This window comes from Corynebacterium sp. L4757 (genome assembly GCF_043673995.1).
Taxonomy (GTDB): Bacteria; Actinomycetota; Actinomycetes; order Mycobacteriales; family Mycobacteriaceae; genus Corynebacterium.
Map to the genome: position 1 here is coordinate 50142 of NZ_JBIMEN010000004.1, position 20252 is coordinate 70393.

At 58.0% G+C, this 20252-nt stretch carries 14 protein-coding genes, 1 tRNA gene and 1 pseudogene; 11 read left to right on the top strand and 5 right to left on the bottom strand.

Annotation, left to right across the window (positions count from 1 at the left end):
• Nucleotides 1–25: 25 nt before the first annotated feature.
• From fdnG to nrfD, 3 genes and pseudogenes are all read left to right on the top strand, one after another.
• A pseudogene (fdnG, locus tag ACG98I_RS06425) lies at nt 26–3208 on the top strand (formate dehydrogenase-N subunit alpha); the annotation flags it as partial.
• A gap of 186 nt (nt 3209–3394) precedes the next feature.
• Entirely contained in the window at nt 3395–4477 is a 1083-nt protein-coding gene (locus ACG98I_RS06430; RefSeq protein WP_394719530.1) for a 4Fe-4S dicluster domain-containing protein, read from the top strand.
• Nucleotides 4478–5587, top strand: coding sequence for an NrfD/PsrC family molybdoenzyme membrane anchor subunit (gene nrfD, locus ACG98I_RS06435; RefSeq protein ID WP_394719528.1), 1110 nt, complete (start codon nt 4478–4480; stop codon nt 5585–5587).
• 452 nt (nt 5588–6039) lie between these two features.
• Here the strand turns inward: nrfD and selD are convergent, their stop codons facing one another.
• The gene (selD, locus tag ACG98I_RS06440) at nt 6040–7035 is read right to left on the bottom strand and encodes a selenide, water dikinase SelD (protein WP_394719527.1); all 996 of its coding nucleotides are present in this window, start codon (nt 7033–7035) and stop codon (nt 6040–6042) included.
• A 27-nt stretch (nt 7036–7062) separates the two neighbouring features.
• Here selD and ACG98I_RS06445 point away from each other — a divergent pair.
• The 3 genes from ACG98I_RS06445 (at nt 7063) to selB (ending at nt 10269) form a co-directional block, all read left to right on the top strand.
• Nucleotides 7063–7157, top strand: a tRNA-Sec gene (locus ACG98I_RS06445).
• A 21-nt stretch (nt 7158–7178) separates the two neighbouring features.
• The gene (gene selA, locus ACG98I_RS06450; protein ID WP_394719526.1) at nt 7179–8489 is read left to right on the top strand and encodes an L-seryl-tRNA(Sec) selenium transferase; all 1311 of its coding nucleotides are present in this window, start codon (nt 7179–7181) and stop codon (nt 8487–8489) included.
• 1 nt (nt 8490) lies between these two features.
• On the top strand, nt 8491–10269 hold the full coding sequence (gene selB / locus ACG98I_RS06455; protein ID WP_394719524.1) for a selenocysteine-specific translation elongation factor: 1779 nt from the start codon (nt 8491–8493) through the stop codon (nt 10267–10269).
• Here selB and ACG98I_RS06460 read toward each other — a convergent pair.
• A complete protein-coding gene (locus tag ACG98I_RS06460) occupies nt 10266–11135 on the bottom strand; it encodes a hypothetical protein (protein WP_394719523.1) in 870 nt (289 codons plus the stop codon). The two genes, selB and ACG98I_RS06460, sit on opposite strands and share 4 nt — an antisense overlap.
• A gap of 64 nt (nt 11136–11199) precedes the next feature.
• Between ACG98I_RS06460 and zupT the strand changes: the two genes are divergently transcribed.
• The gene (gene zupT, locus ACG98I_RS06465; RefSeq protein WP_394719521.1) at nt 11200–12000 is read left to right on the top strand and encodes a zinc transporter ZupT; all 801 of its coding nucleotides are present in this window, start codon (nt 11200–11202) and stop codon (nt 11998–12000) included.
• Here zupT and ACG98I_RS06470 read toward each other — a convergent pair.
• The 3 genes from ACG98I_RS06470 to ACG98I_RS06480 all read right to left on the bottom strand — a co-directional run bounded on the left by ACG98I_RS06470 (nt 11993) and on the right by ACG98I_RS06480 (nt 14304).
• The gene (locus tag ACG98I_RS06470) at nt 11993–12979 is read right to left on the bottom strand and encodes a DUF808 family protein (RefSeq protein ID WP_394719519.1); all 987 of its coding nucleotides are present in this window, start codon (nt 12977–12979) and stop codon (nt 11993–11995) included. The two genes, zupT and ACG98I_RS06470, sit on opposite strands and share 8 nt — an antisense overlap.
• Nucleotides 12980–13070: 91 nt before the next feature.
• A complete protein-coding gene (locus tag ACG98I_RS06475; protein WP_394719518.1) occupies nt 13071–13607 on the bottom strand; it encodes a DUF402 domain-containing protein in 537 nt (178 codons plus the stop codon).
• Nucleotide 13608: 1 nt separating this feature from the next.
• The gene (locus ACG98I_RS06480) at nt 13609–14304 is read right to left on the bottom strand and encodes a hypothetical protein (RefSeq protein WP_394719516.1); all 696 of its coding nucleotides are present in this window, start codon (nt 14302–14304) and stop codon (nt 13609–13611) included.
• A gap of 893 nt (nt 14305–15197) precedes the next feature.
• Here ACG98I_RS06480 and typA point away from each other — a divergent pair.
• From typA to ACG98I_RS06500, 4 genes are read left to right on the top strand one after another with little or no spacing between them, the layout of a single operon-like run.
• On the top strand, nt 15198–17108 hold the full coding sequence (gene typA, locus ACG98I_RS06485; protein WP_394719515.1) for a translational GTPase TypA: 1911 nt from the start codon (nt 15198–15200) through the stop codon (nt 17106–17108).
• Nucleotides 17109–17114: 6 nt separating this feature from the next.
• Nucleotides 17115–18920: an ABC transporter family substrate-binding protein gene (locus ACG98I_RS06490; protein ID WP_394719514.1), complete on the top strand. Its 1806-nt coding sequence runs from the start codon at nt 17115–17117 to the stop codon at nt 18918–18920.
• Entirely contained in the window at nt 18874–19839 is a 966-nt protein-coding gene (locus tag ACG98I_RS06495; RefSeq protein WP_394719512.1) for a PIG-L family deacetylase, read from the top strand. The genes ACG98I_RS06490 and ACG98I_RS06495 overlap by 47 nt, the downstream gene beginning before the upstream one ends.
• Nucleotides 19829–20221 carry a hypothetical protein gene (locus ACG98I_RS06500; protein ID WP_394719510.1) on the top strand — a complete coding sequence of 131 codons (393 nt, stop codon included), beginning with the start codon at nt 19829–19831 and terminating at the stop codon, nt 20219–20221. Before ACG98I_RS06495 ends, ACG98I_RS06500 begins: the two co-directional genes overlap by 11 nt.
• Nucleotides 20222–20252 lie beyond the last annotated feature (31 nt).

Consider the following 20252-nt stretch of genomic DNA (forward strand, 5'->3'; position numbering starts at 1 on the left):
AGTTTCATCGGGTAGATTTGGTGACATGTCAAAGTTAAGTCCGCTCAATTGGCCAGTGGTGCGCCAGATGCAGCGCGGAGACATCTTTGGCCGGGATAAATCCACCCAGTCAACGAAGTCGCGCGAGATGCACGGACGCACTGTTGAAGCCGATAAAGTTGTGCAGTCGGTCTGCCCCTACTGCGCCGTTGGTTGTTCCCAACGCGTATACGTTAAAGAAAATAGGGTCGTTCACATTGAAGGCGACCCAGATTCCCCTGTATCTCGCGGTCGCCTGTGCCCTAAAGGTGCTGCTTCTGAGCAGCTGGTTAACTCCGCAACCCGCCTAACCAAGATCAAGTACCGTGCACCGCACGCCACTGAGTGGCAGGAGCTGGATACTGAAACTGCCATGGACATGATTGCGGACCGCTTCATTGAGTCGCGCCGCAATCAGTGGCAGGACACTGATGATGAAGGACGCACCCTCAACCGCACCATGGGTATCGCTGGCCTCGGCGGCGCGACCTTAGATAATGAGGAAAACTACATCATTAAGAAGCTGTTTACTGCAGCGGGGGCGGTGCAGGTCGAAAACCAGGCGCGAATATGACACTCTGCCACAGTTCCTAGTTTAGGAGCTTCGTTTGGCCGCGGTGGAGCTACCCAGCCACTGCAGGATATGGCGAATGCGGACTGCATTCTCATTCAGGGTTCTAATATGGCCGAGTGCCACCCAGTAGGTTTCCAGTGGGTGGTTGAAGCCAAGAAGCGCGGCGCGCGTGTGATCCACGTGGATCCTCGTTACACCCGTACGTCAGCTTTTGCGAACCGCCATGTCGCGATTCGCGGCGGCACTGACGTGGTGCTGTTGGGCGCGTTGATTAAGTACATGATTGATAATGATCTGTACTTCCATGATTACGTGGTCAATTACACCAATGCTTCGTCGATCATTTCTCCGGACTTCCAAGACACCGAAGATTTGGATGGTCTCTTCTCGGGCTATAACCCGGAGACCGGCAAGTATGTGACTGACTCGTGGCAGTACGTGCAAAAGCCAGAGGGTTCTTCATGGAATGTTGAGCGTGATGAGACGCTGCAGGACCCGAATACGGTCTTCCAGATTCTGAAGCGTCACTACTCTCGCTACACCCCTGAGGTTGTTGAAGAAACCTGTGGTATTTCGCAGGATGACTTCTACTACTTGGCGGAGTCCATTGCTCAGAATTCCAATCCGGAGCGCACCACAGTATTCGCGTACGCATTGGGCTTTACTCAGCACACGCTCGGCGCGCAGTTCATCCGCACCGCGGCTATCTTGCAGCTGCTGATGGGCAATGTCGGCCGTCCAGGTTCCGGCATCATGGCGCTGCGTGGACACGCGTCCATTCAGGGCTCGACGGATATCCCGACGTTGTTTAATAACTTGCCGGGCTACTTGCCGATGCCACATGCCGACCACGGTTCCTGGAATGATTTCCTGGATGCGACTGCGAAGGAAGACCAGAAGGGCTTCTGGGGACTTCGGGAGAACTACGCCGTTTCCCTGATGAAGTCTTATTGGGGCGACAATGCCACGAAGGACAATGACTGGGGCTGGAATTACATGCCGCGCATCGATGGCGCACATTCTACCTATGAAACCTTGATGGGCATGCTCGACGGAATCGTGGAAGGCTACATTGTCTTCGGACAGAACCCAGCTGTCGCGCAGTCTAATGGTGGCATGCAGCGTCGCGGTTTGGCCTCGCTAAAGTGGCTGGTCGTTCGTGACTTCCAGGAAATTGAGACCGCGTCCTTCTGGTATGACTCGCCAGAAATTAAGACGGGCGAGCTGAAGACTGAGGACATTGGTACTGAGGTTTTCCTCATGCCAGCGGCCACGCACGTGGAAAAGGCGGGTACTTTCACTCAGACGCAGCGCATGCTGCAATGGCGTTTCCAGGCAACTAATCCGCCAGGAGAAGCCAAGAGTGACCTGTGGTTTTTCTACCAGCTGGGTAAGCGGGTTCGTGAGAAGCTCGCGGATTCGCAGGATCCTCGTGATGCAGCCTTGAAGGCAGTCACCTGGGACTATGAGGAAACCGCACATGGTGAGCCGGACGCAGAAGACGTGCTGCGTGAAATCAACGGCTACTACTTGGATGGCCCTAAGAAGGGCCAGTTGCTGCCAGGCTTTACTGAGATGAAGACTGATGGATCAACCTCTGGTGGTTGCTGGATTTACTCTGGTGTCTTTAAAGACAATGTCAACCAGTCGGCCCGCAAGGTCTCTGGTACTTCACAAAATGAAGTAGCTCTGGAGTGGGGCTGGGCGTGGCCTGCGAACCGACGTATCTTGTACAACCGTGCCTCGGCAGCTCCAGATGGAACGCCATGGTCGGAGCGCAAGAAGTACATCTGGTGGGACGCGGAAGCCGGTCGCTGGACTGGTAATGATGTCCCTGACTTCCCAGTCAACTTGGACCCAGAGCACCGCGCACCAGTGGATGCGAAGGGACCTGCGGCCCTGGACGGCACCGATGCCTTCATCATGCAGGCCGATGGCCGTGGTTGGCTCTTTGCGCCAAAGGGACTTTCCGATGGCCCATTGCCAACCCACTATGAGCCACATGAGTCCCCGGCCCGCAACATTTTGTACAGCCAGCAGCAGTCACCGACGCGTTTGACCATTAAGCGTCCGGATAACCTGTCCAAGCCAATGGCAGGGGAGCCAGGCTCTGAGGTCTACCCAGTGGTGTTCTCGACGTACCGACTGACCGAGATGTACACCTCGGGTGCCATGAGTCGTCGTCTGCCATATCTGGCTGAGCTACAGCCGGACCTCTTCGTGGAAGTGGATCCAGTCCTGGCTGAAAAGCGCGGACTGGAAAACGGTGGATGGGCAACCATCATTTCGCCTCGTGGCGCGATCGAAGCACGCGTTTTGGTGACTGAACGTATGGAACCAATGACCATCAATGGGGAAGACTTCCACCAGATTGGTTTGCCATTCCACTACGGCCAGTCCAGCTCCTCGCCGGTGACTGGTGATGGCGCCAATGACCTTCTGGGTCTGACTTTGGAGCCAAATGTGTTCATTCAGAACTCCAAGGTTGGTGCTTGTGAGATCAAGGCTGGCCGCCGCCCACGCGGCCAAGCTCGTTTGGATTTGGTCCAGGAATACCAGCAGCGTGCTGGCCTCGACCTGGATTCCGGTAATGAGCTGGTCTACACCGAGGAAGAAACAGTTCTGGAAGGGACATCCACGACAGATTTGTTTATCCCCAATAAGGCGGTGAAGGAAGAAGTTTTGCGGGAGGAGGCATCGGAAAGCAATGCTCCTGGCGTTGCATTCAAGCCTGACCAGCAAGACGAAGTCCGCAAGAACATCGATGGCTCAGCACCAGATGCAGAAGGAGGCGAAGAGTAAATGACCGTGACAACCAATAACCTGACGGAGAACTCGCACGGCCACGGCTATGAGGACTACCAGCGCATAGCCTTTTTCACGGACACCTCAGTGTGCATCGGCTGCAAGGCCTGCGAGGTTGCCTGTAAAGAGTGGAACCGCAACCCAGTTGAGGGCTATAACTTAACCGGCAATTCCTATGACAACACCGGTGAACTGGGCGCGAATACGTGGCGGCACGTGGCGTTTATTGAGCAAGATAATGAACGCATCAACAAAGCCCGCGAGGAGGGCGCCAAGCTGGTCTCGCTCGGAATGCCATCGGTCGGCGCCGCGCCTGCCGATGCACCTGCCGATGCCCCGGTTGATACCACCCCGCCTGATACGAATACTTTCCGCTGGCTGATGTCCTCGGATGTCTGCAAGCACTGCACCAACGCAGGCTGCCTGGATGTGTGCCCAACCGGTGCGTTGTTCCGCACCGAATTCGGCACGGTCGTGGTCCAAGATGATGTCTGCAATGGCTGCGGCACCTGTGTGGCGGGTTGCCCATTCGGCGTCATCGAACGTCGCGAAGATGGTGGCGTATCTCTGAAGGCCAACCACGTTGAGGCCCAAGAAGTTCCTAACCATGCGGGCATTAACGTGTTCAAGAAGCTCAAGCAACTCAAGCAGCAAGGCGCTGACCACACCCCTGGTGAAACCATGCCGATTAAGAATATTGGCGTGGCTCAGAAGTGCACCATGTGCTACGACCGTCTGAAGATGGGCGAGCAGCCAGCATGTTCCAAGACCTGCCCAACTGACTCCATTCAGTTCGGCACCTATGACAACATGCTGGAGGCCGCGAAGACTCGCGTCGCAGAACTGCACCGACAGGGACAGACCGAGGCTCGCCTCTATGGCGCGAATAATGAGGACGGCGTCGGTGGTACTGGCTCCATCTTCTTGCTGCTGGATTCGCCAGAGGTCTACGGCCTGCCGCCTGACCCACGCGTACCGACCTCGGACTTGCCAGCGTTGGCCAAGACTTTCGCGAAGGCCGTCGGTGCCATGAGCTTGGCTGCTGCCGCATCCTTCTTCGTTTCCAAGGGAGGTAAATAAGTGAGCGAATTTGATGAATATCGCCCGCCCGGATCGGAGCGCCGCTACCGCGGTGGTGGAAAGAAGAAAGGAAAAGGGCCAGGGAAAAAGCCTGGTGCCGGAGCACAAGACGGCTCCCGCGAGCAGCGCATGGCCGAGGACTTCGAGTTCTCCAACTACTACGGCAAGCCTGTAGTCAAGGCTCCGCCATGGGAATGGCCGATTGGCGTGTACTTCTGGATGGGTGGCATCGCAGGCGGTTCCGCATTGCTCGGCGCGGGTGCCCAGGCAACGGGCAATAAAAAGCTGGTGCGCACCACTAGGCTTACGGCATTTACCTCGGCAGCTTTAGGTTCCGCGTTCTTGGTGCTGGACCTTGGCCGTCCGGAGCGTTTCTACAACATGTTCCGTGTGTTCAAGCTGACTTCACCAATGAGCATGGGCTCCTGGCTGCTCGGTGCCTTTGCCGGTGCCAGCGCTATTCCGGCTGCATCGGAAGCTGCACAGTTGACCAAGAATGTGGTGCCGCTGCCGAATGTAGTCCACCGCGTGCTGCACACCGCGGCTGGTCCGGCCGGCATTGTATCGGCTGTGCTCGGCGGTCCGCTCGCTGGTTACACTGCAGTGCTCATCGCCGATACGTCCAACCCGACCTGGAATGGTGCGAAGAAGCACTTGCCTTATGTCTTCGTGTCCTCGGCGTCGATGGCCGCGGCCGGTACCGCGATGATTACTACTCCTGTTGACGCTGCCGCACCAGCGCGCACGTTAGCGCTGGCGGGCGTCGTCGGCGATTTGGCTGCGACGCACATCATGGAAGACAACATGGAGCCTGAACACGTCAAGCATCTGAAAGAAGGCAAGGCCGGCAAGCTCATGAAGGCTTCCGAGTACTTGGCGATTGCCGGCGGCGTCGGCACTGCCGTGGCCACAGTTACCAAGTCGCGATTCGTTTCGGTGCTCTCCGGCGCGGCACTGGCCGGCGCCAGCTTGTGCACTCGTCTCGGGGTGCTTGAAGGCGGCCTTGAATCCGCCAAGGACCCAGAAGCCACGATTGGGCCCCAAAAGCGACGAGCCGAAGCCCGCCTCCGCGACAACGGCCTCGACAACTCAATCATTACGCCGAACTAGTTCGGTCTTCAGCCCGCGCCTCGGCTCGACGCTGCCGCGCGGGCTTTCGCGTGCCCGCTTCCTCTGCGCCGCACGCGCTGCTCGAGCCCTTCACGCTCACAATCTCGCTCGGCCTCCCGACGTGTCTGGTTATGGTGAGCGCGAGGGGTGCATCGGCAAGCACGTGCTTTGGCAGCTTTGGGGTGAGCCCTTTACGCTCATGAACGTTCGCGGCCTAGCTAGGCGGATGCTTTTGGTGAGCGCGAAGGTCTCGTTGGGGTAGCGGTGGTGCTTTTGCTTGCCGATGCCTTCAGGTTCGCCGCGAGTTCGGCCGGCCCAAACGATAGGTGCGCCCTTCGCGCTCACCGAGGGCGAAGGGGGCTGCCAGGAGATGGGAGATGGTGAGCGCGAAGGGCGCAGGGGCGTAAGCGAGTGGCGTAAGAGAGGGGCGCAAACGCAGGGCAGAGAGGAAGTTAGAGGATGCTGATATAAGGGCAGGAGGCGTCAGGGCGGGCGACGGTGCGGCCGATGACGGGGTAGCCGGGAACCTCTCCGACGACGAGCAGACCGCCGGAGGTTTGGGCATCGGCGAGAAAGACGAGGTCGTCCTCAGTCAGGGAAGAATTCGCAACGTCGAGGTGTTCTCGGACCCAATCGAGGTTTCGGCGGGAGCCGCCGGGGACGAAGCCATCGGCAAGCGCGGCTTTAGCGCCAGGAATTTCGGGAACGTCGGCGAAATTGAGCTCGGCATTGATGCCGGATGCGCGGCACATCTTGTACAGGTGGCCAAGTAGCCCAAAGCCGGTGATATCGGTTGCGGCCTTGTGACCTGCCGTAACCGCAGCCTTGGAGGCATCGCGGTTGAGCGTCGTCATCGACTCGACGGCCTCGGCTGATACCTCACCGGTGGCCTTATGCTTATTGTTAAAAATGCCCACGCCGATACCTTTAGTCAAGGTTAAAGGCAGCCCGGCCTCAGCGGCGTCATTGCGCATGAGCTTGGCGGGATCAGCGATGCCGGTCACCGACATGCCATAGATCGGCTCCGGCGCGGTGATGGAATGCCCGCCGGTCACCGAAATTCCGGCAGCGTTACAGACATCCATGCCGCCGCGCAGTACTTCGCGCAGCACGTCGAGGCTGAGCACGTCAACCGGCCATCCAACCAAGTTGATGGCGGTAATCGGGTCACCGCCCATGGCGTAGACATCAGATAAAGCGTTGGCCGCAGCCACCCGGCCCCAGTCATAGGGGTCATCAAGCATGGGGGTAAAGAAGTCGGCGGTCGAAATCACCGCGGTGTCCCCGTTGATGCGAATCGCGGAGGCATCGTCGCCGTCCTCGAGCCCGACAATGACGTTCGGGTCCGTATTTCCAATAAGTCCAGAGATTGCGGATTCAAGCTGACCTGCAGGAATCTTGCAGGCGCAGCCGCCGCCGGCAGCGAAAGATGTCAGTTTTGGTGTCATGTCTCCCAACCTACTACTTTGGATAGCGGAGGCGTACGTGTCCTGGTGGGCGCCCCGGTCTTCAAAACCGGTGAGGCCAAGTAGCTTGGTCTGGCAGGTTCGATTCCTGTCCGTCTCCGCCACCTGCGCAAAAGGAGTTTGTCATGACTGATCCGCGGCGTCATATTCCCCGCGTGGATGATATTTTGGCTTCGCAGATTGTGCGTGATGCCCGTGAGCGTTTGGCGGAGCATGTCATTCGCGCGCGTGTGAATGAAGTCCTGGTGGCAGCCCGCGCGGGCAAGATTGATCCGCATTCGGTGATGGAACAGGTTGAAGCCTTGCTTGCCGATGCCCCCTCTTTCTCCCTTCACCCCGTCCTCAACGCGACGGGTGTCATTATTCATACCAATATTGGCCGCGCGCCTTTGCCGCCGGAGGCGAAAGATGCGCTGGTGGCTGCTGCCGGTTATACCGACGTGGAGCTAGATCTAGATACCGGTGTGCGGTCGAAGAATCGTGGGCGCGGTGCCATTGATGCGCTGCTGGCGGCATGCCCAGAGGCGGAAGATGCGCTGGTTGTCAATAATGGCGCGGCCGCATTGTTGCTGGCCACCGCCGCTTTAGCGCCTGAGAAGGAAGTCATCATTTCGCGTGGGGAGCTCATCGAGATTGGCGCGGGATTCCGCTTGCCAGAACTGATTGAGTCCACGTCGGTGCGGTTGAAGGAAATCGGCGCAACGAATCGCACGCACCTGGAAGATTATGAGCGCGCGATTTCGCAGCGTACCGGCGCGATTTTGAAGGTGCATCCTTCGAATTTCCGTATTGAAGGTTTTGCCGCGTCCGTGGGCATTGAGCCTTTGCGACAACTCGCTGATGACCATGGACTATCACTCATCGTTGATCTCGGGTCGGGGCTGCTGCAGCCGGATCCGACGCTGCCGGAGGAGCCGGATTTGCAGGCGCAGCTGGCATCGGGCGCAGATATTGTGATTGCGTCCGGCGATAAACTTTTGGGCGGTCCGCAGGCCGGCATCATGTTGGGCACCAAGGAAGCGATTGCCAAGGTGAAGAAGCATCCTTTGGCGCGCGCGGTGCGTATCGATAAGCTGCGGCTCAACGCCTTAGAAGCCAGCGTTAATGCACCCAGCAATGCTGTCCAAGATGCATTGCACATGCCTGCCGATGTTCACCTAAAGCGCACCCAAGCCGTCGCTGAGGCCGTGGGCGGTGAGGTCATTGAGCACCCAGGCCGAGTTGGCGGCGGGGGAGCTCCAGAGTATCCACTCGCAGGCTATGCGGTGGCGTTACCGGTAGCGCAGCCCGAAGAGTTGGCGGCCAAGTTACGTACGGGAACACCTGCGGTGTTGCCACGGGTTCATGCTGGAAAATGTCTGGTGGATGTACGCTGCATTCCTGCCAACGAAGATCAGCAACTGATTGCCGCGATTTTGAAGGCCCAAGGACAATAAGATGTTTGTGATTGCCACAGCCGGCCACGTGGATCACGGCAAGTCCACGCTCATTAATGCTTTGACCACGATGGATCCGGACCGCTGGGACGAAGAAAAGCGCCGCGGGCTGACCATCGATTTAGGTTTTGCCTGGACGACGTTGGATTCGGGCGCGAATGTGGCATTCGTGGACGTGCCAGGACATGAGCGATTCATCGCTAATACACTGGCGGGGCTTGGTCCCGCACCCGCGGTGCTGCTAGTTATTGCTGCCGATGAGGGCTGGAAAGAACAAACTACTGAGCACTTAGAAGCCATTGATGCTCTCGGCATTTCGCGCGGGATCATCGTGCTCACGCGCATGGATAATGGCCAGCGCATAACCGAATCAGAAGTCCGGGTGAAACTTGACGGCACCACGCTTGCCGATGCCCCCATCCACTCCGTCTCCGCCCGCACCGGCGCTGGCATCCCGGAACTCAAATCAGCTATCGATAGCCTGCTGCCAGATGCAGCCGAATTCGAAGCTGCCGCGCAATTGCCGGTGCGAATGTGGATTGACCGTGCTTTTAGCGTCAAAGGTGCAGGCACAGTAATTACCGGGACGTGGGCGCGCGGACGCGTGAAAGTCGGGGATACCTTGAATCTGCTTACCGCCACGGGAATGCATGAAGTAGTCGTGCGCGGGCTGCACAGTGAGAACACGGCCGTGGATGATGCTGCGCCGGTCATGCGCCTGGCCATTAACGTGCGCGGCGTGGATGCGGCAGATATCTCCCGAGGAGATGTCCTCACCGCGCCCACTGAGGCCTGGTGGCGCCCCGAAATTTTGGATGTGCGTAGGCGCACTGGACCTGCACTGGATAATGTTCCGCGGGAACTCAACGTCCACGTCGGTACCACCTCTGTGCCGGTGCATGTCCGTTCGCTAGGTGAGCAGCATGCGCGCATCACCATCTTGGGCGCTGGTCTGCCACTGCGGATTATGGATCGGTTGGCACTGCGCGGTCCGGGACTCGATGGGCTCATTGGCTGCGAGGTCGTGGATATGGATCCGCCTTCACTATCTCGCCGGGGCGCTGCTGTAAAGCGCACAGAGGAACTCACTACCTGGGATCCACTGGACCCATCCGCCTATATTGAGCGCCGCCTGGCAGTGGAGAAATCCACGCTGCAGGCCGCAGGCTTTAATATCACCGATAAACCTGCAGGCGTTATTGAGTTCCAGGGCTGGTGGGTGTCAGCTCTGGCGATTGGCCGGTGGACAGCACAGCTCCGCACAGCTTTTGATGACTACATGGCGGCACATCCACTCGCAGATGCTTTCCCTTTGGCGACGGCGCACAGTGCGCTTGAGCTGCCATCGGAAAGCTTGCTTGGGATACCGGTTGCCGGAGCTGGCCTCAAGCGCGATGGCGCGATGATTCGGGACCCGAAGGCCGCACCGCGCGATCTCGGCAAGGCTGAGAACGGCGTGCAGGAGCTAGAAGCACAGCTTGCCGATGCCCCCTTCTCCGCCCCAGATGCCGACACCCTCGCGCGTCTTCACCTCGGTGTAGCTGAGCTCGCCGCTGCTGAGCGCGCCGGCAGGCTAGTACGCATGGATTCGATTGTGCTGTTGCCATCTGCCCCGCAGCTCGCAGCAGAAGAACTGCGCGCTCTCGGCGGCGAGTTCACGCTCTCAGAAGCGCGTCAAGCCCTCGGCACTACGCGCCGCGTGGCTGTTCCGCTTTTGGAGTACATGGACGCACAAGGGCTGACGGTCCGAGTCACACCGAGCACGCGCACCGTGCGCTAATCTTCCTCGGGGGCCTCGGGATCTTCGCCACGCAGCAGCGCCTGAAAAGCCTCGGTGGCTGGCGTGTCATCAAAAATCTGGTGGGTAATAAATCGCTGCGAGGCAGGTTTAGATGCCTTGGCTGGCAAAAGATAATCACTGGGATCGAAACTCAGTTCCGCATCCACATTCCCGGAATATGTGGGTTGGGGGAGGAGAGGGGCATCGGCAAGCGCGGGCAAAGGCGGAACTGATGGGGCGAAGAGGTTGTCTGGATCGGCCGGCAAATCTACCGCCACCATGCCGCCGGCAATATACGCGCGCGCGGCGATGGGCGCCTGCGCAAGCAGCTGGGTGAGCACACCGAAATCGGTGACGGCGCCCAAAACCCCCAGGACGGAATCATCGACGGTCACCACGATGGCGCCGGCGATGTGGTGCAATTGCACAAAGACGCACGCGGTGCCCAACGCTGTAATCTGTGCAGCATTAACATCATCTGACATCGAAATATCCAATGCCGCTGGCACCCCACCATTGAGCACCACCGTGCCCTCTGGCTGATTATTAACGGCAATCTGCCACGGCGCCAAGCCGATGTTGACCGCGACATCATCTAGGTCCACGACAGCGGTGGTCGATACCGTGATGCCCGCATCACGAACACGTTCGAGCGCGGGATACTCCGCGGATTCATCTGCGTCCAGCCAGCCGACGGTGCCAAACATGCTGCGGATGCGCCAGCCGCCCGTGCGATTATCTGCTTCGAGCGTCACCGGAATCTGTGTTTGTGCGGGCAAAGATAGCGTCGTTGCCAGGCAGACATTATCCAATACCGCGAGATACTCCACTCCGCAGTGATTGAGCGCTAAAGGATAATCAGACATACCCGCGATCATAGGCGAGGAGCGGTTGCTCACGGTGAAGCACGCGGGGTTAAAATGACGAACTATGTATGAGCTTCCCACCATTTTGCTGGCCTTTGGGCTGACGCTGCTCGCGGGCCTATCGACCGCGATCGGTGGCGCGATTGCCGTTTCGCGGCGCACCACCGGACCTGGATTTATGGCGGCATCCCTGGGGCTGTCAGCTGGTGTGATGCTCTATGTCTCCTTCATGGAGATTCTGCCCAAAGGAATCGACGACCTCACGGAGGCTTTTGGCTCGCTCAAAGCTGGTACGTGGGCGGCAGTGGGTGCATTCTTTGCTGGTATTGCTCTCATCGGCATCATTGACCGCGTCGTGCCCGCGGCAATTAACCCGCATGAACCCGGCTCAGTCGCCGAGGCTGAGCGGAAAAACCGCCTGATGAAGACTGGCTTCTTCACTGCAGGCGCGCTGGCGTTGCACAACTTTCCTGAAGGTTTCGCTACATTTCTCGCTGGGCTGGAGGACATGACTATCGCAATTCCTGTTGCTGTCGCGATTGCGATTCACAATATCCCCGAAGGCGTTGCCGTAGCTGTGCCCTTGCGGGCAGCCGCCATGTCCCGAAAGAAAGCCTTTGGCTGGGCAACCTTGTCCGGGCTTGCCGAACCACTCGGCGCGCTGATTGGCTTTCTCGTGCTCATGCCATTCCTGGGGCCAGCCACATTGGGCATTAGCTTTGCGATGGTCGCCGGCATCATGATTTACATCAGCCTCGACGAGCTGCTGCCCGCCGCTGTCGAAACCGGCAAACACCACCATGCCATCTATGGGCTCATCGCTGGCATGGCAATCATGGCCATCTCGCTGCTGCTCTTTATGTAGCTGACTCTTGCTCGCCGCCGGTCGATCCGGCGGCGTCTTCTTTGTGAGCGCTAGCCTGCGCAGGACTACCTGGAATCAGTTTCTGAACCGCCGCAATCACACCGACGATGATGGCGCCCACGAGCAGGCCAAAGACCATCGCACCAAATGTGTCAGCCAGCCAGGTCAGGAAGCCGCCCGAGACCAGGGCCGTGAGTCCGTGGATGATATCGGCTGGTTCATGGACTCCGAAGTCAGCCAGACCAGCAACGATGATGTGGCCACCGACCCACAACATTGCAGCAGTACCAACGATGCCAATGATATTTAAGACATGCGGCATGCCCTTAACCAGCGTGGAACCAAGAGGAGAGTTGCCGTCGCGGCGACGGAGCATCGATAAGCCAATGTCATCCATCTTGACCAGCAAGCCCACCGCGCCATACACACCAACGGTGATGCCAATAGCCACGACGATGAGCGCCCCCAGGCGCATCCAGAAAGACTGATCCAACAGCGAATTCAATGAGATCACCATGATCTCAGCCGAGAGAATCAAGTCCGTAGTAATCGCGGATTTGACCAATTTGTCCTCGGCCTCAGGACCGCGCTCGATGGTGGGAGCTTTCTCGTGGTCATCGGAAGGCACAAGCTTATGGAGGATCTTATGGGCGCCCTCATAACACAGGTACGCGCCACCGCACATCAGAATCGGGCCCAGCGCCCATGGCGCAAGCCAAGACAGTAGCAGCGCGATGGGCAAAATGATGACCAGCTTATTAATGAGCGAGCCCTTGGTTATGCGCCAAATCATCGGCAGCTCACGCTTCGGATCCACACCGGATACATACTGCGGGGTGACAGCTGCGTCATCGATGACCACGCCGGCGGCTTTCATCGACGTCCTACCAGCGAGTGCTGCGACATCATCAATCGATGATGCAGCCGACCGAGCGATGAGCGCAACATCATCAAGTAGTGCGAGTAATCCGCCTGCCATGGGATACCTCCAAGGTTTAAAAGTCCTGGAGAAAAGTGTAGCGCCGCCACCCGACAACGGTCGGACAACGGCGCTAATTCACGGCAAAATCTTAAGAAGCAGGAGTTAGCTCCACGTCATCTGCCCACGTCAACTCCATACCCAAAGCCTTGAGCCATTCCATGGCGTTATCGCCATAGCGCGTGATGCCTTCCACTGCGGCGAGGGTGGTATCAATTGCGCGTTCTGCTTCTTCAGCAGTAATTAGGCTAGCGGAAGTCGCTGCGGAGAGCTCATCGATGTCCTGGACATCAATAGGTTCACCAGTATTAGAAATTAGGTCCACATATAGGTCGCGGGTCGTCCAGACATCACCCTTGACAGCGATCTCTGCGACGTCAATATAGAAGTCCTGGCGCTCCTCTACTCCATCACGGAAGTGGAAGATATTTGCACGCAGACCCAGCTTCGGCAAAAGCCAAGACTCGAGGTAGCCAAACCGTGGATGGTTAGCACCGCGAGCCATGTACAGTCCGAAATCAGTGACCTTATAGGTATCTACCTCGCGTAGGTAGCCTTTGGGGTCGACGTTAACGCGCTCGGTCGTATTGAAGGTTTCTTCCTTCACCGGATGGAGATCGACGCTCATTCTATTTCACCTCGAATATGGCCGCGGTGGGCACAAAGCTGCAGGGTTGTTCTTGAGTTTTGACCGTGCCGGACACCATCGCCACGATGGTGCCTTTACCCGTTGATGCAGTACCGGAGACAGTTGCAGGGCCATCGGCATTGATGCCGTGGTTGCCCAGTGGGGCAATTCCGGTCTGCAACGTATCGATGTTGAACCACTGCACATTCATCTCACCCTGACGCTCTGCTGCTGGGGCAGTTCCTAGTGCGGTGAACACAAAAGTGGTTTCGCCTGCGCCTGCGCCGGGCGCTGGAATCTCAGTTGGGCCAGGAACCGCGATGGCCGAACCCACCGAGTCGCCTTGCCCGCCGATGCATTTTCCAGACACCGTTGGCCAGTAAAACTGCTTGAAAGCGGGTCCGCCTTCAACCAGGGGAGCACCGCTTTCGCCTTCGCCTGCGCCAGAATAGAACGCCAGCGCGGACAAAATCGCGTTGCGGGCATCCCGTGGCATCCAGGGCTGATTCGCAAAATCACGAACCTGCGCCTGCGTGGCTTCAGTTGGGCGGCCAAGCTCATCCAATGGATTTTGGATGGAGCTCGACTGCGCCGGAGCCTGCGAACTTGCACCAGATTGTGCGATCGCGGGCGTAGCAATTCCGAGTAGGGCAGCTGCCAAAGCTGCAGCGTAGGCCATACGGCGGGGTTTGCTCACGGCGAATACATCCTTGGGGTAGTGAAAAGATTGAGAGTACTAAAGGTGCTTCGGTATGCCAGCTCGTAGTGCGATAAAGCGATGCGGCCGCAGAATGCTAAGTAACGTTCTCGCGATGTTTAATCGCGACTGCAAGTCCATGCCGCTAATCACATTAGTCACATTGGTAACTTCTGCACCCCTAGTAACAATATTCACTTTTTGCACGCAGTCAACCCTTAGGCCGACTGTTATTTAGTACTTCGACCATTGAGACTGATTCGTTACATAACGTTCAAAATCTCTTAACCGCGCACCCACGATTCTCCACAGCGCACCCTTCGCGCTCACGATCGCGCGGGGTCTGGTCAGTCGCTTCGCGCCCGTGAGCGCGAAGGGTGCGGGTTGCTTGGCGGGAGGGCTGCCTGGGGGAGGAGTGCATCGGTAAGCATGTGCGCAACAGTGCGCCCTACGCGCTCACACTCTCGACTCTTCTGGCTAAGAGCACTTATTCGGTGAGCGCGAAGGGTGCGGAGCGGGAAAACCGGTGCAGTGAACCCCTCGCGATCACCATGATGCGGGGCCTTACGGGAGATTGTGTGCTGGTGAATGCGAAGGGCGCGACGGCTAGTTAGTGGGATGGCAGCCTGGGGAAGGGGCGTATCGGTAAGCAAGTGCGGATCGGTGTCCCTACGCGCTCACGCTCTCTATTTATCTGGCTAGGAGTACTTATTCGGTGAACGTGAAGGTTACGGGGTGGAGCAGATGCTTGCCGATGCCGCCTTTGCGGCCTGCGTGGGGGAGCGGGGGAAGATGTAGATCACACTCGGGGCGCGTAAATAGTGCACTGAGAGCTACATGCGAGTACTGTTTAAGAGCTAGCTTTTACTTTTTTCTGTGAGGAGATTCCTTTAGTGACCACCACTGAGTTCCGAAATGTTGCCATCGTCGCCCACGTTGACCACGGCAAAACCACCCTTGTCAACGGAATGCTGGAGCAGTCCGGCGCATTCGGTGAACACGGCGACCACTCGGACCGCGTCATGGACTCCAATGACCAGGAGCGCGAGCGCGGCATCACCATTTTGGCGAAGAACACCGCGATCCACCGTAAAGGCCAGGGCAAAGACGGCGCTGACCTCATCATCAACGTAATTGACACCCCAGGTCACGCCGACTTCGGTGGCGAGGTCGAGCGCGGCCTGTCCATGGTCGACGGCGTGGTTCTGCTGGTTGATGCTTCCGAGGGCCCACTGCCGCAGACTCGCTTCGTGCTGACCAAGGCACTTGAGGCGAAGCTTCCGGTGATTATTGCGGTGAATAAGACTGACCGCCCAGACGCGCGTATTGAGGAAGTTGTGTCCGACGCCCAAGACCTGCTGCTCGAAATCGCTGCTGGTCTGGAAGACCCAGAGGCATCTGCCGCCGCTGAAGAGCTGCTTGACCTACCTGTCCTCTATGCTTCCGGCCGCGCGGGCATCGCATCTACCGAGAACCCTGGCAACGCCAACGTGCCAGAAGGCGACTCCCTGCAGCCTTTGTTCGACGTTATCTACAACGTGCTACCAGAACCTTCCGCGACCGTCGAAGCACCATTGCAGGCACATGTTGCCAACCTTGACTCCTCCGACTTCCTTGGCCGTATCGCACTGCTGCGTATTCACGCGGGCAAGATCAAGAAGGGCCAGCAGGTCGCGTGGATCCACTATGACGATGAGGGTAACCAGCACGTGAAGAACGTGAAGGTTGCTGAGCTTTTGCGCACCGTTGGCTTTGAGCGTCAGCCGACCGAGGAAGCTATCGCGGGCGATATTGTCGCGATTTCAGGCATCTCCGACATCATGATCGGTGACACCATCACCGATACCGAGCACCCGGTTCCACTACCACGCATCACCGTGGATGAGCCAGCGATTTCCATGACCATTGGTGTTAATACCTCGCCTTTGGCTGGTCGTGGCGGCGGCACCAAGCTGACCGCTCGTCTGGTCAAGGCTCGCCTGGACCAGGAGCTTATCGGTAACGTGTCCCTGCGCGTTCTGCCTACTGAGCGCCCCGATGCATGGGAAGTTCAGGGCCGTGGCGAGATGGCGCTGTCTGTTCTCATTGAGTCCATGCGCCGCGAAGGCTTCGAGCTGACCGTGGGTAAACCACAGGTTGTTACCCAGGTTATTGATGGCAAGGTTCATGAGCCTTATGAAATGGTCACCATTGACGTGCCTAGCGAGTTCCAGGGTTCCGTTACCCAGCTGATGGCTAACCGTAAGGGCCAGATGCAGTCGATGGATGTTCGCGAAGGCGATTGGGTTCGCATGACATTCCGCATTCCTGCACGTGGTTTGATTGGCTTCCGCACCGTGTTTATGACCGAGACCCGCGGATCCGGTATCTCCAACTCTTTGGCTGATGGCATGGACGTTTGGGCAGGCGAGATTAAGGCTCGCCCAACCGGTTCTTTGGTGGCAGACCGTTCCGGCCAGATCACTGCTTATGCATTGATGCAGCTGGCTGATCGTGGCGACTTCTTCGTTGAGCCAGGCGTTGAGGCTTATGAGGGCATGGTCGTTGGTGCTAATAACCGTGATGAGGATATGGACATCAACATCACCAAGGAAAAGAAGCTGACCAACATGCGTGCAGCTTCCGCTGATGCAACCGTGACGTTGTCTAAGGCTCGTAACCTTTCCCTTGAGGAAGCTCTAGAGTTCTGTGGCAATGATGAGTGCGTTGAGGTCGGTCCTGAGGTGCTGCGCGTGCGCAAGGTTCATCTGTCTGCCACCGATCGCCGCCGCGCGGCATCCAAGGCGAAGCAGCTGAATAAGTAGTCTCGCGTGGCTCGGTCAGGTTTGAAGCGCACTGGCTTCACGCTGGTTATCTCAGCGTCTGTGTTGGCTGGTTGCATGGCTTCACCTGGCCCTGCGCCGACGGTGGAGGAGCCATTGCTTGCCGATGACCCCGCTGCCGAAGACGACACCGCCCCCGAGGGGGAGGACGGTGTTGATGTGGATGACCCTGAGGACGAAGCCGCGGAAGAAGAGACGGGTGAGGGAGCCGACGACGATGGTGGCGTTGACCGCTCCATTGTTTCGGTAGGCGTCGATCCTTTTTCTTTGGGCTTTAACCCGCATCTGACATCAGATAGCACTGAGCTGGTGGATGCGATGGCAGATTTGGTTCTGCCCTCTGCCTTCCATGGCAGCTTTCCGGACGAGGACGTCTTGGATTCGGCGCGGGAAATTGATGCGCCTTCAGGGGTTGTCCAGCGGGTGCGCTACACCCTGAATGATGCCGCGCAGTGGTCTGATGGAACTCCGATTACTGGTGCTGATTTTGAATACCTGTGGCGCGAGATGATTTCCACACCCGGGGTGCGTCAGGTGGCGCCTTATCGGGCGATTTCACTCATCACTACGTCTGCGGGCGGTAGCGTCGTGACCGTTGATTTTGATCAGCGTGTCGATGACTGGCATGCGTTATTCGCGCACCTTTTGCCTTCGCACCTGCTAGAGGCAGGGGAATTTGAGTCAGTGTTGGAGACGGATATTCCGGCATCGGCGGGCAAGTTTAGCGTCGCCAGCATTGATCAGGCGCGTGGGATGATTACGTTGAACCGCAATGACCGTTTCTGGGGCAAGGACCCGGCAGATATTGATGTGGTGCAGCTACGTGCGATTCGCTCAACCCCACAGGCGGCGACGTTACTGCGATCAGGTCAGGTCAGCTTCGTTGACATTGAGCCCGCACAAACTTTGAAGGAACAGCTGAGTTTAGTCAGTGGGGTACATAGCGTGGATGCGTATCCAACCCGGCAGTTGCGCCTGAATCTATCAACGCGATCTGAAGTACTCACGACTCCGAATCTGCGCCGCACGCTCATGTCACTGATTGACTCCGAGCAGGTCGCTCGCTTGGCTGCGGAGCGTTCCGCGGATATTCGTGTTCCCTATGGCGGCAATGCGCTGCTGGGAACGGCGAGTAACGAAGAGCTCGCCCAATTGCGCGCAGTGGCACAAGACGACCCGATACGCATCGGTGTCGATCCCACCGATGCTGGCGCATCTAATGCGGCCATGACCATGGTCGACATGCTGAATCAAGCTGGCGTAGAAGCCCGAGTTGTAGAAGACCGCATGTCAACGTTGGTTGATCAGCTGTTGCCAGAAGCAGAAATCGACGCGATCTTGTCAGGCGTGGATACCGAAGTCACACCTGCGAATATGGCCAGCTTCTTTACGTGCGGTACGGAGGAGAACACGTCGGCGGCACCGACGACATCGGCAAGCGCGGCGCCCACGAGCACCACGGAGCCAGCCCAGGATGCGGACGATAGTGCGCAGACCTGGTCAGGTAACCTGTCACTAGCATGTTTCGAGGACTTTGAGCAGACCGCGGGCAGCATCTTATCCGGCGAGCTCAGTGCCCAAGACGGGCTGGCGCTCATGCGCGAGGTTAACCGTGAACAGGCACTGTACCTGCCGTTGATTGATGAAACCCGCATTCGCGCATATCGCTTCGAAGAAGACTCGGATGAAAATATCATCGACTGGCACCGCGGAATTACCTCGGCACCGGAATGGGAAGTAGACAAAGATGACACAACCGATGACACCGCAGATGAAGAATCAACTCAGCAATGAACTCACTGGTAAAAGAGTCTTGGTGGTGCATGCGCACCCAGATGATGAAGTGTTGTTTACCGGCGGCACCATCGCTGAGCTGACCCAACGTGGCGCTGACGTGCTGCTTCTTACCGCAACTCTGGGGGAAGAGGGCGAAGTCATCGGGGAGCGGTTTAAGTCTTTGGAAGGCTCAGACCTTTTGGGCGGATTCCGCATTCGCGAACTCCAGGACGCGGCCGCAGCGATCGGTGCGCGCAGTGAATTCCTCGTGGCCCCTGGGCATTTCCGTGACTCCGGCATGGCGGGCTCGCCGGCCCATGCGCATCCGCGGGCCTTGGTGAATAGAGTGGATGAGGCGGCGCGGGGCATCGGCAAGCAAATTAGCTCCTTTCGGCCCCACGCGGTGATTACGTATGGCCCCGATGGCGGCTATGGGCACCCGGACCATATTGCGGTGCATCAAGCGACGGAGCGCGCGTGCCAGGCGGCCGGTGTAAGCAATGTGTGGTGGACGATTTACCAGCGCGACGCCATCCGTGACGCCCTGGCGACCGTGCAACCTGCTGAGGGCTGGGCATATCCAGATGAGGACTATCTGGTTAATTTCACCAACCCGGCGTATGACTTAAAGCTTGAGCTAACCGATGCCGCCTACACCGCCAAGGTTGCCGGCATCGCCTCCCACCCCACGCAGGTGTGGATGGGGGATGGCACCGTGAGCAATACCAACCCGCAGCCGCGATATACCGTATGCAACGCCCCTGATATCGCGCCTAAAGCCTATGCCTTATCAAATCTTCTGGTGATGCCCATCGTGCGAGCTGAATATCTGCAGCGCAGTCAAGGCGAAGCAAACCCCTTGCCAGCGGATATTGATGGGACTGAGTACGCACCACTGACCGGGAATGTCTGGGAGGAATTTTTCAATGAGCAGTAACTTCATCCCCTTTGAATTCTCCCGCGGCGAAGCCATCGGTGGGATGGTGTGGCTCACGGTTGGCGCGTTGCTGTCATTGGTGCTGGAAGTGGTATATTTAGGAGCCTATATTACGGTGCCAAACGGACTGCGCATCGCCATTCCCATCACCATCTTGATTGCTTGGTGGTTCAACCGCGTGCTGAGCAAAACAGCGAAGCTGTGGACTGCCCACCCGCTCATCGCGGCTATCCCCGTGATTGCGTGGGTGCTTGGATTCTTCGCACTATTGGTGTGGGGACAGGTCGGTGGAGATCAGTTGCTTGGTAGTAATATTCGCACTGTCGCCTTGCTTTTTGCCGGGATAATCGGTGGTGTTTGGCCATTTGTAGTGTCTAAGTGACATACTGATAATTGTCTGGATAGTGCCGGAT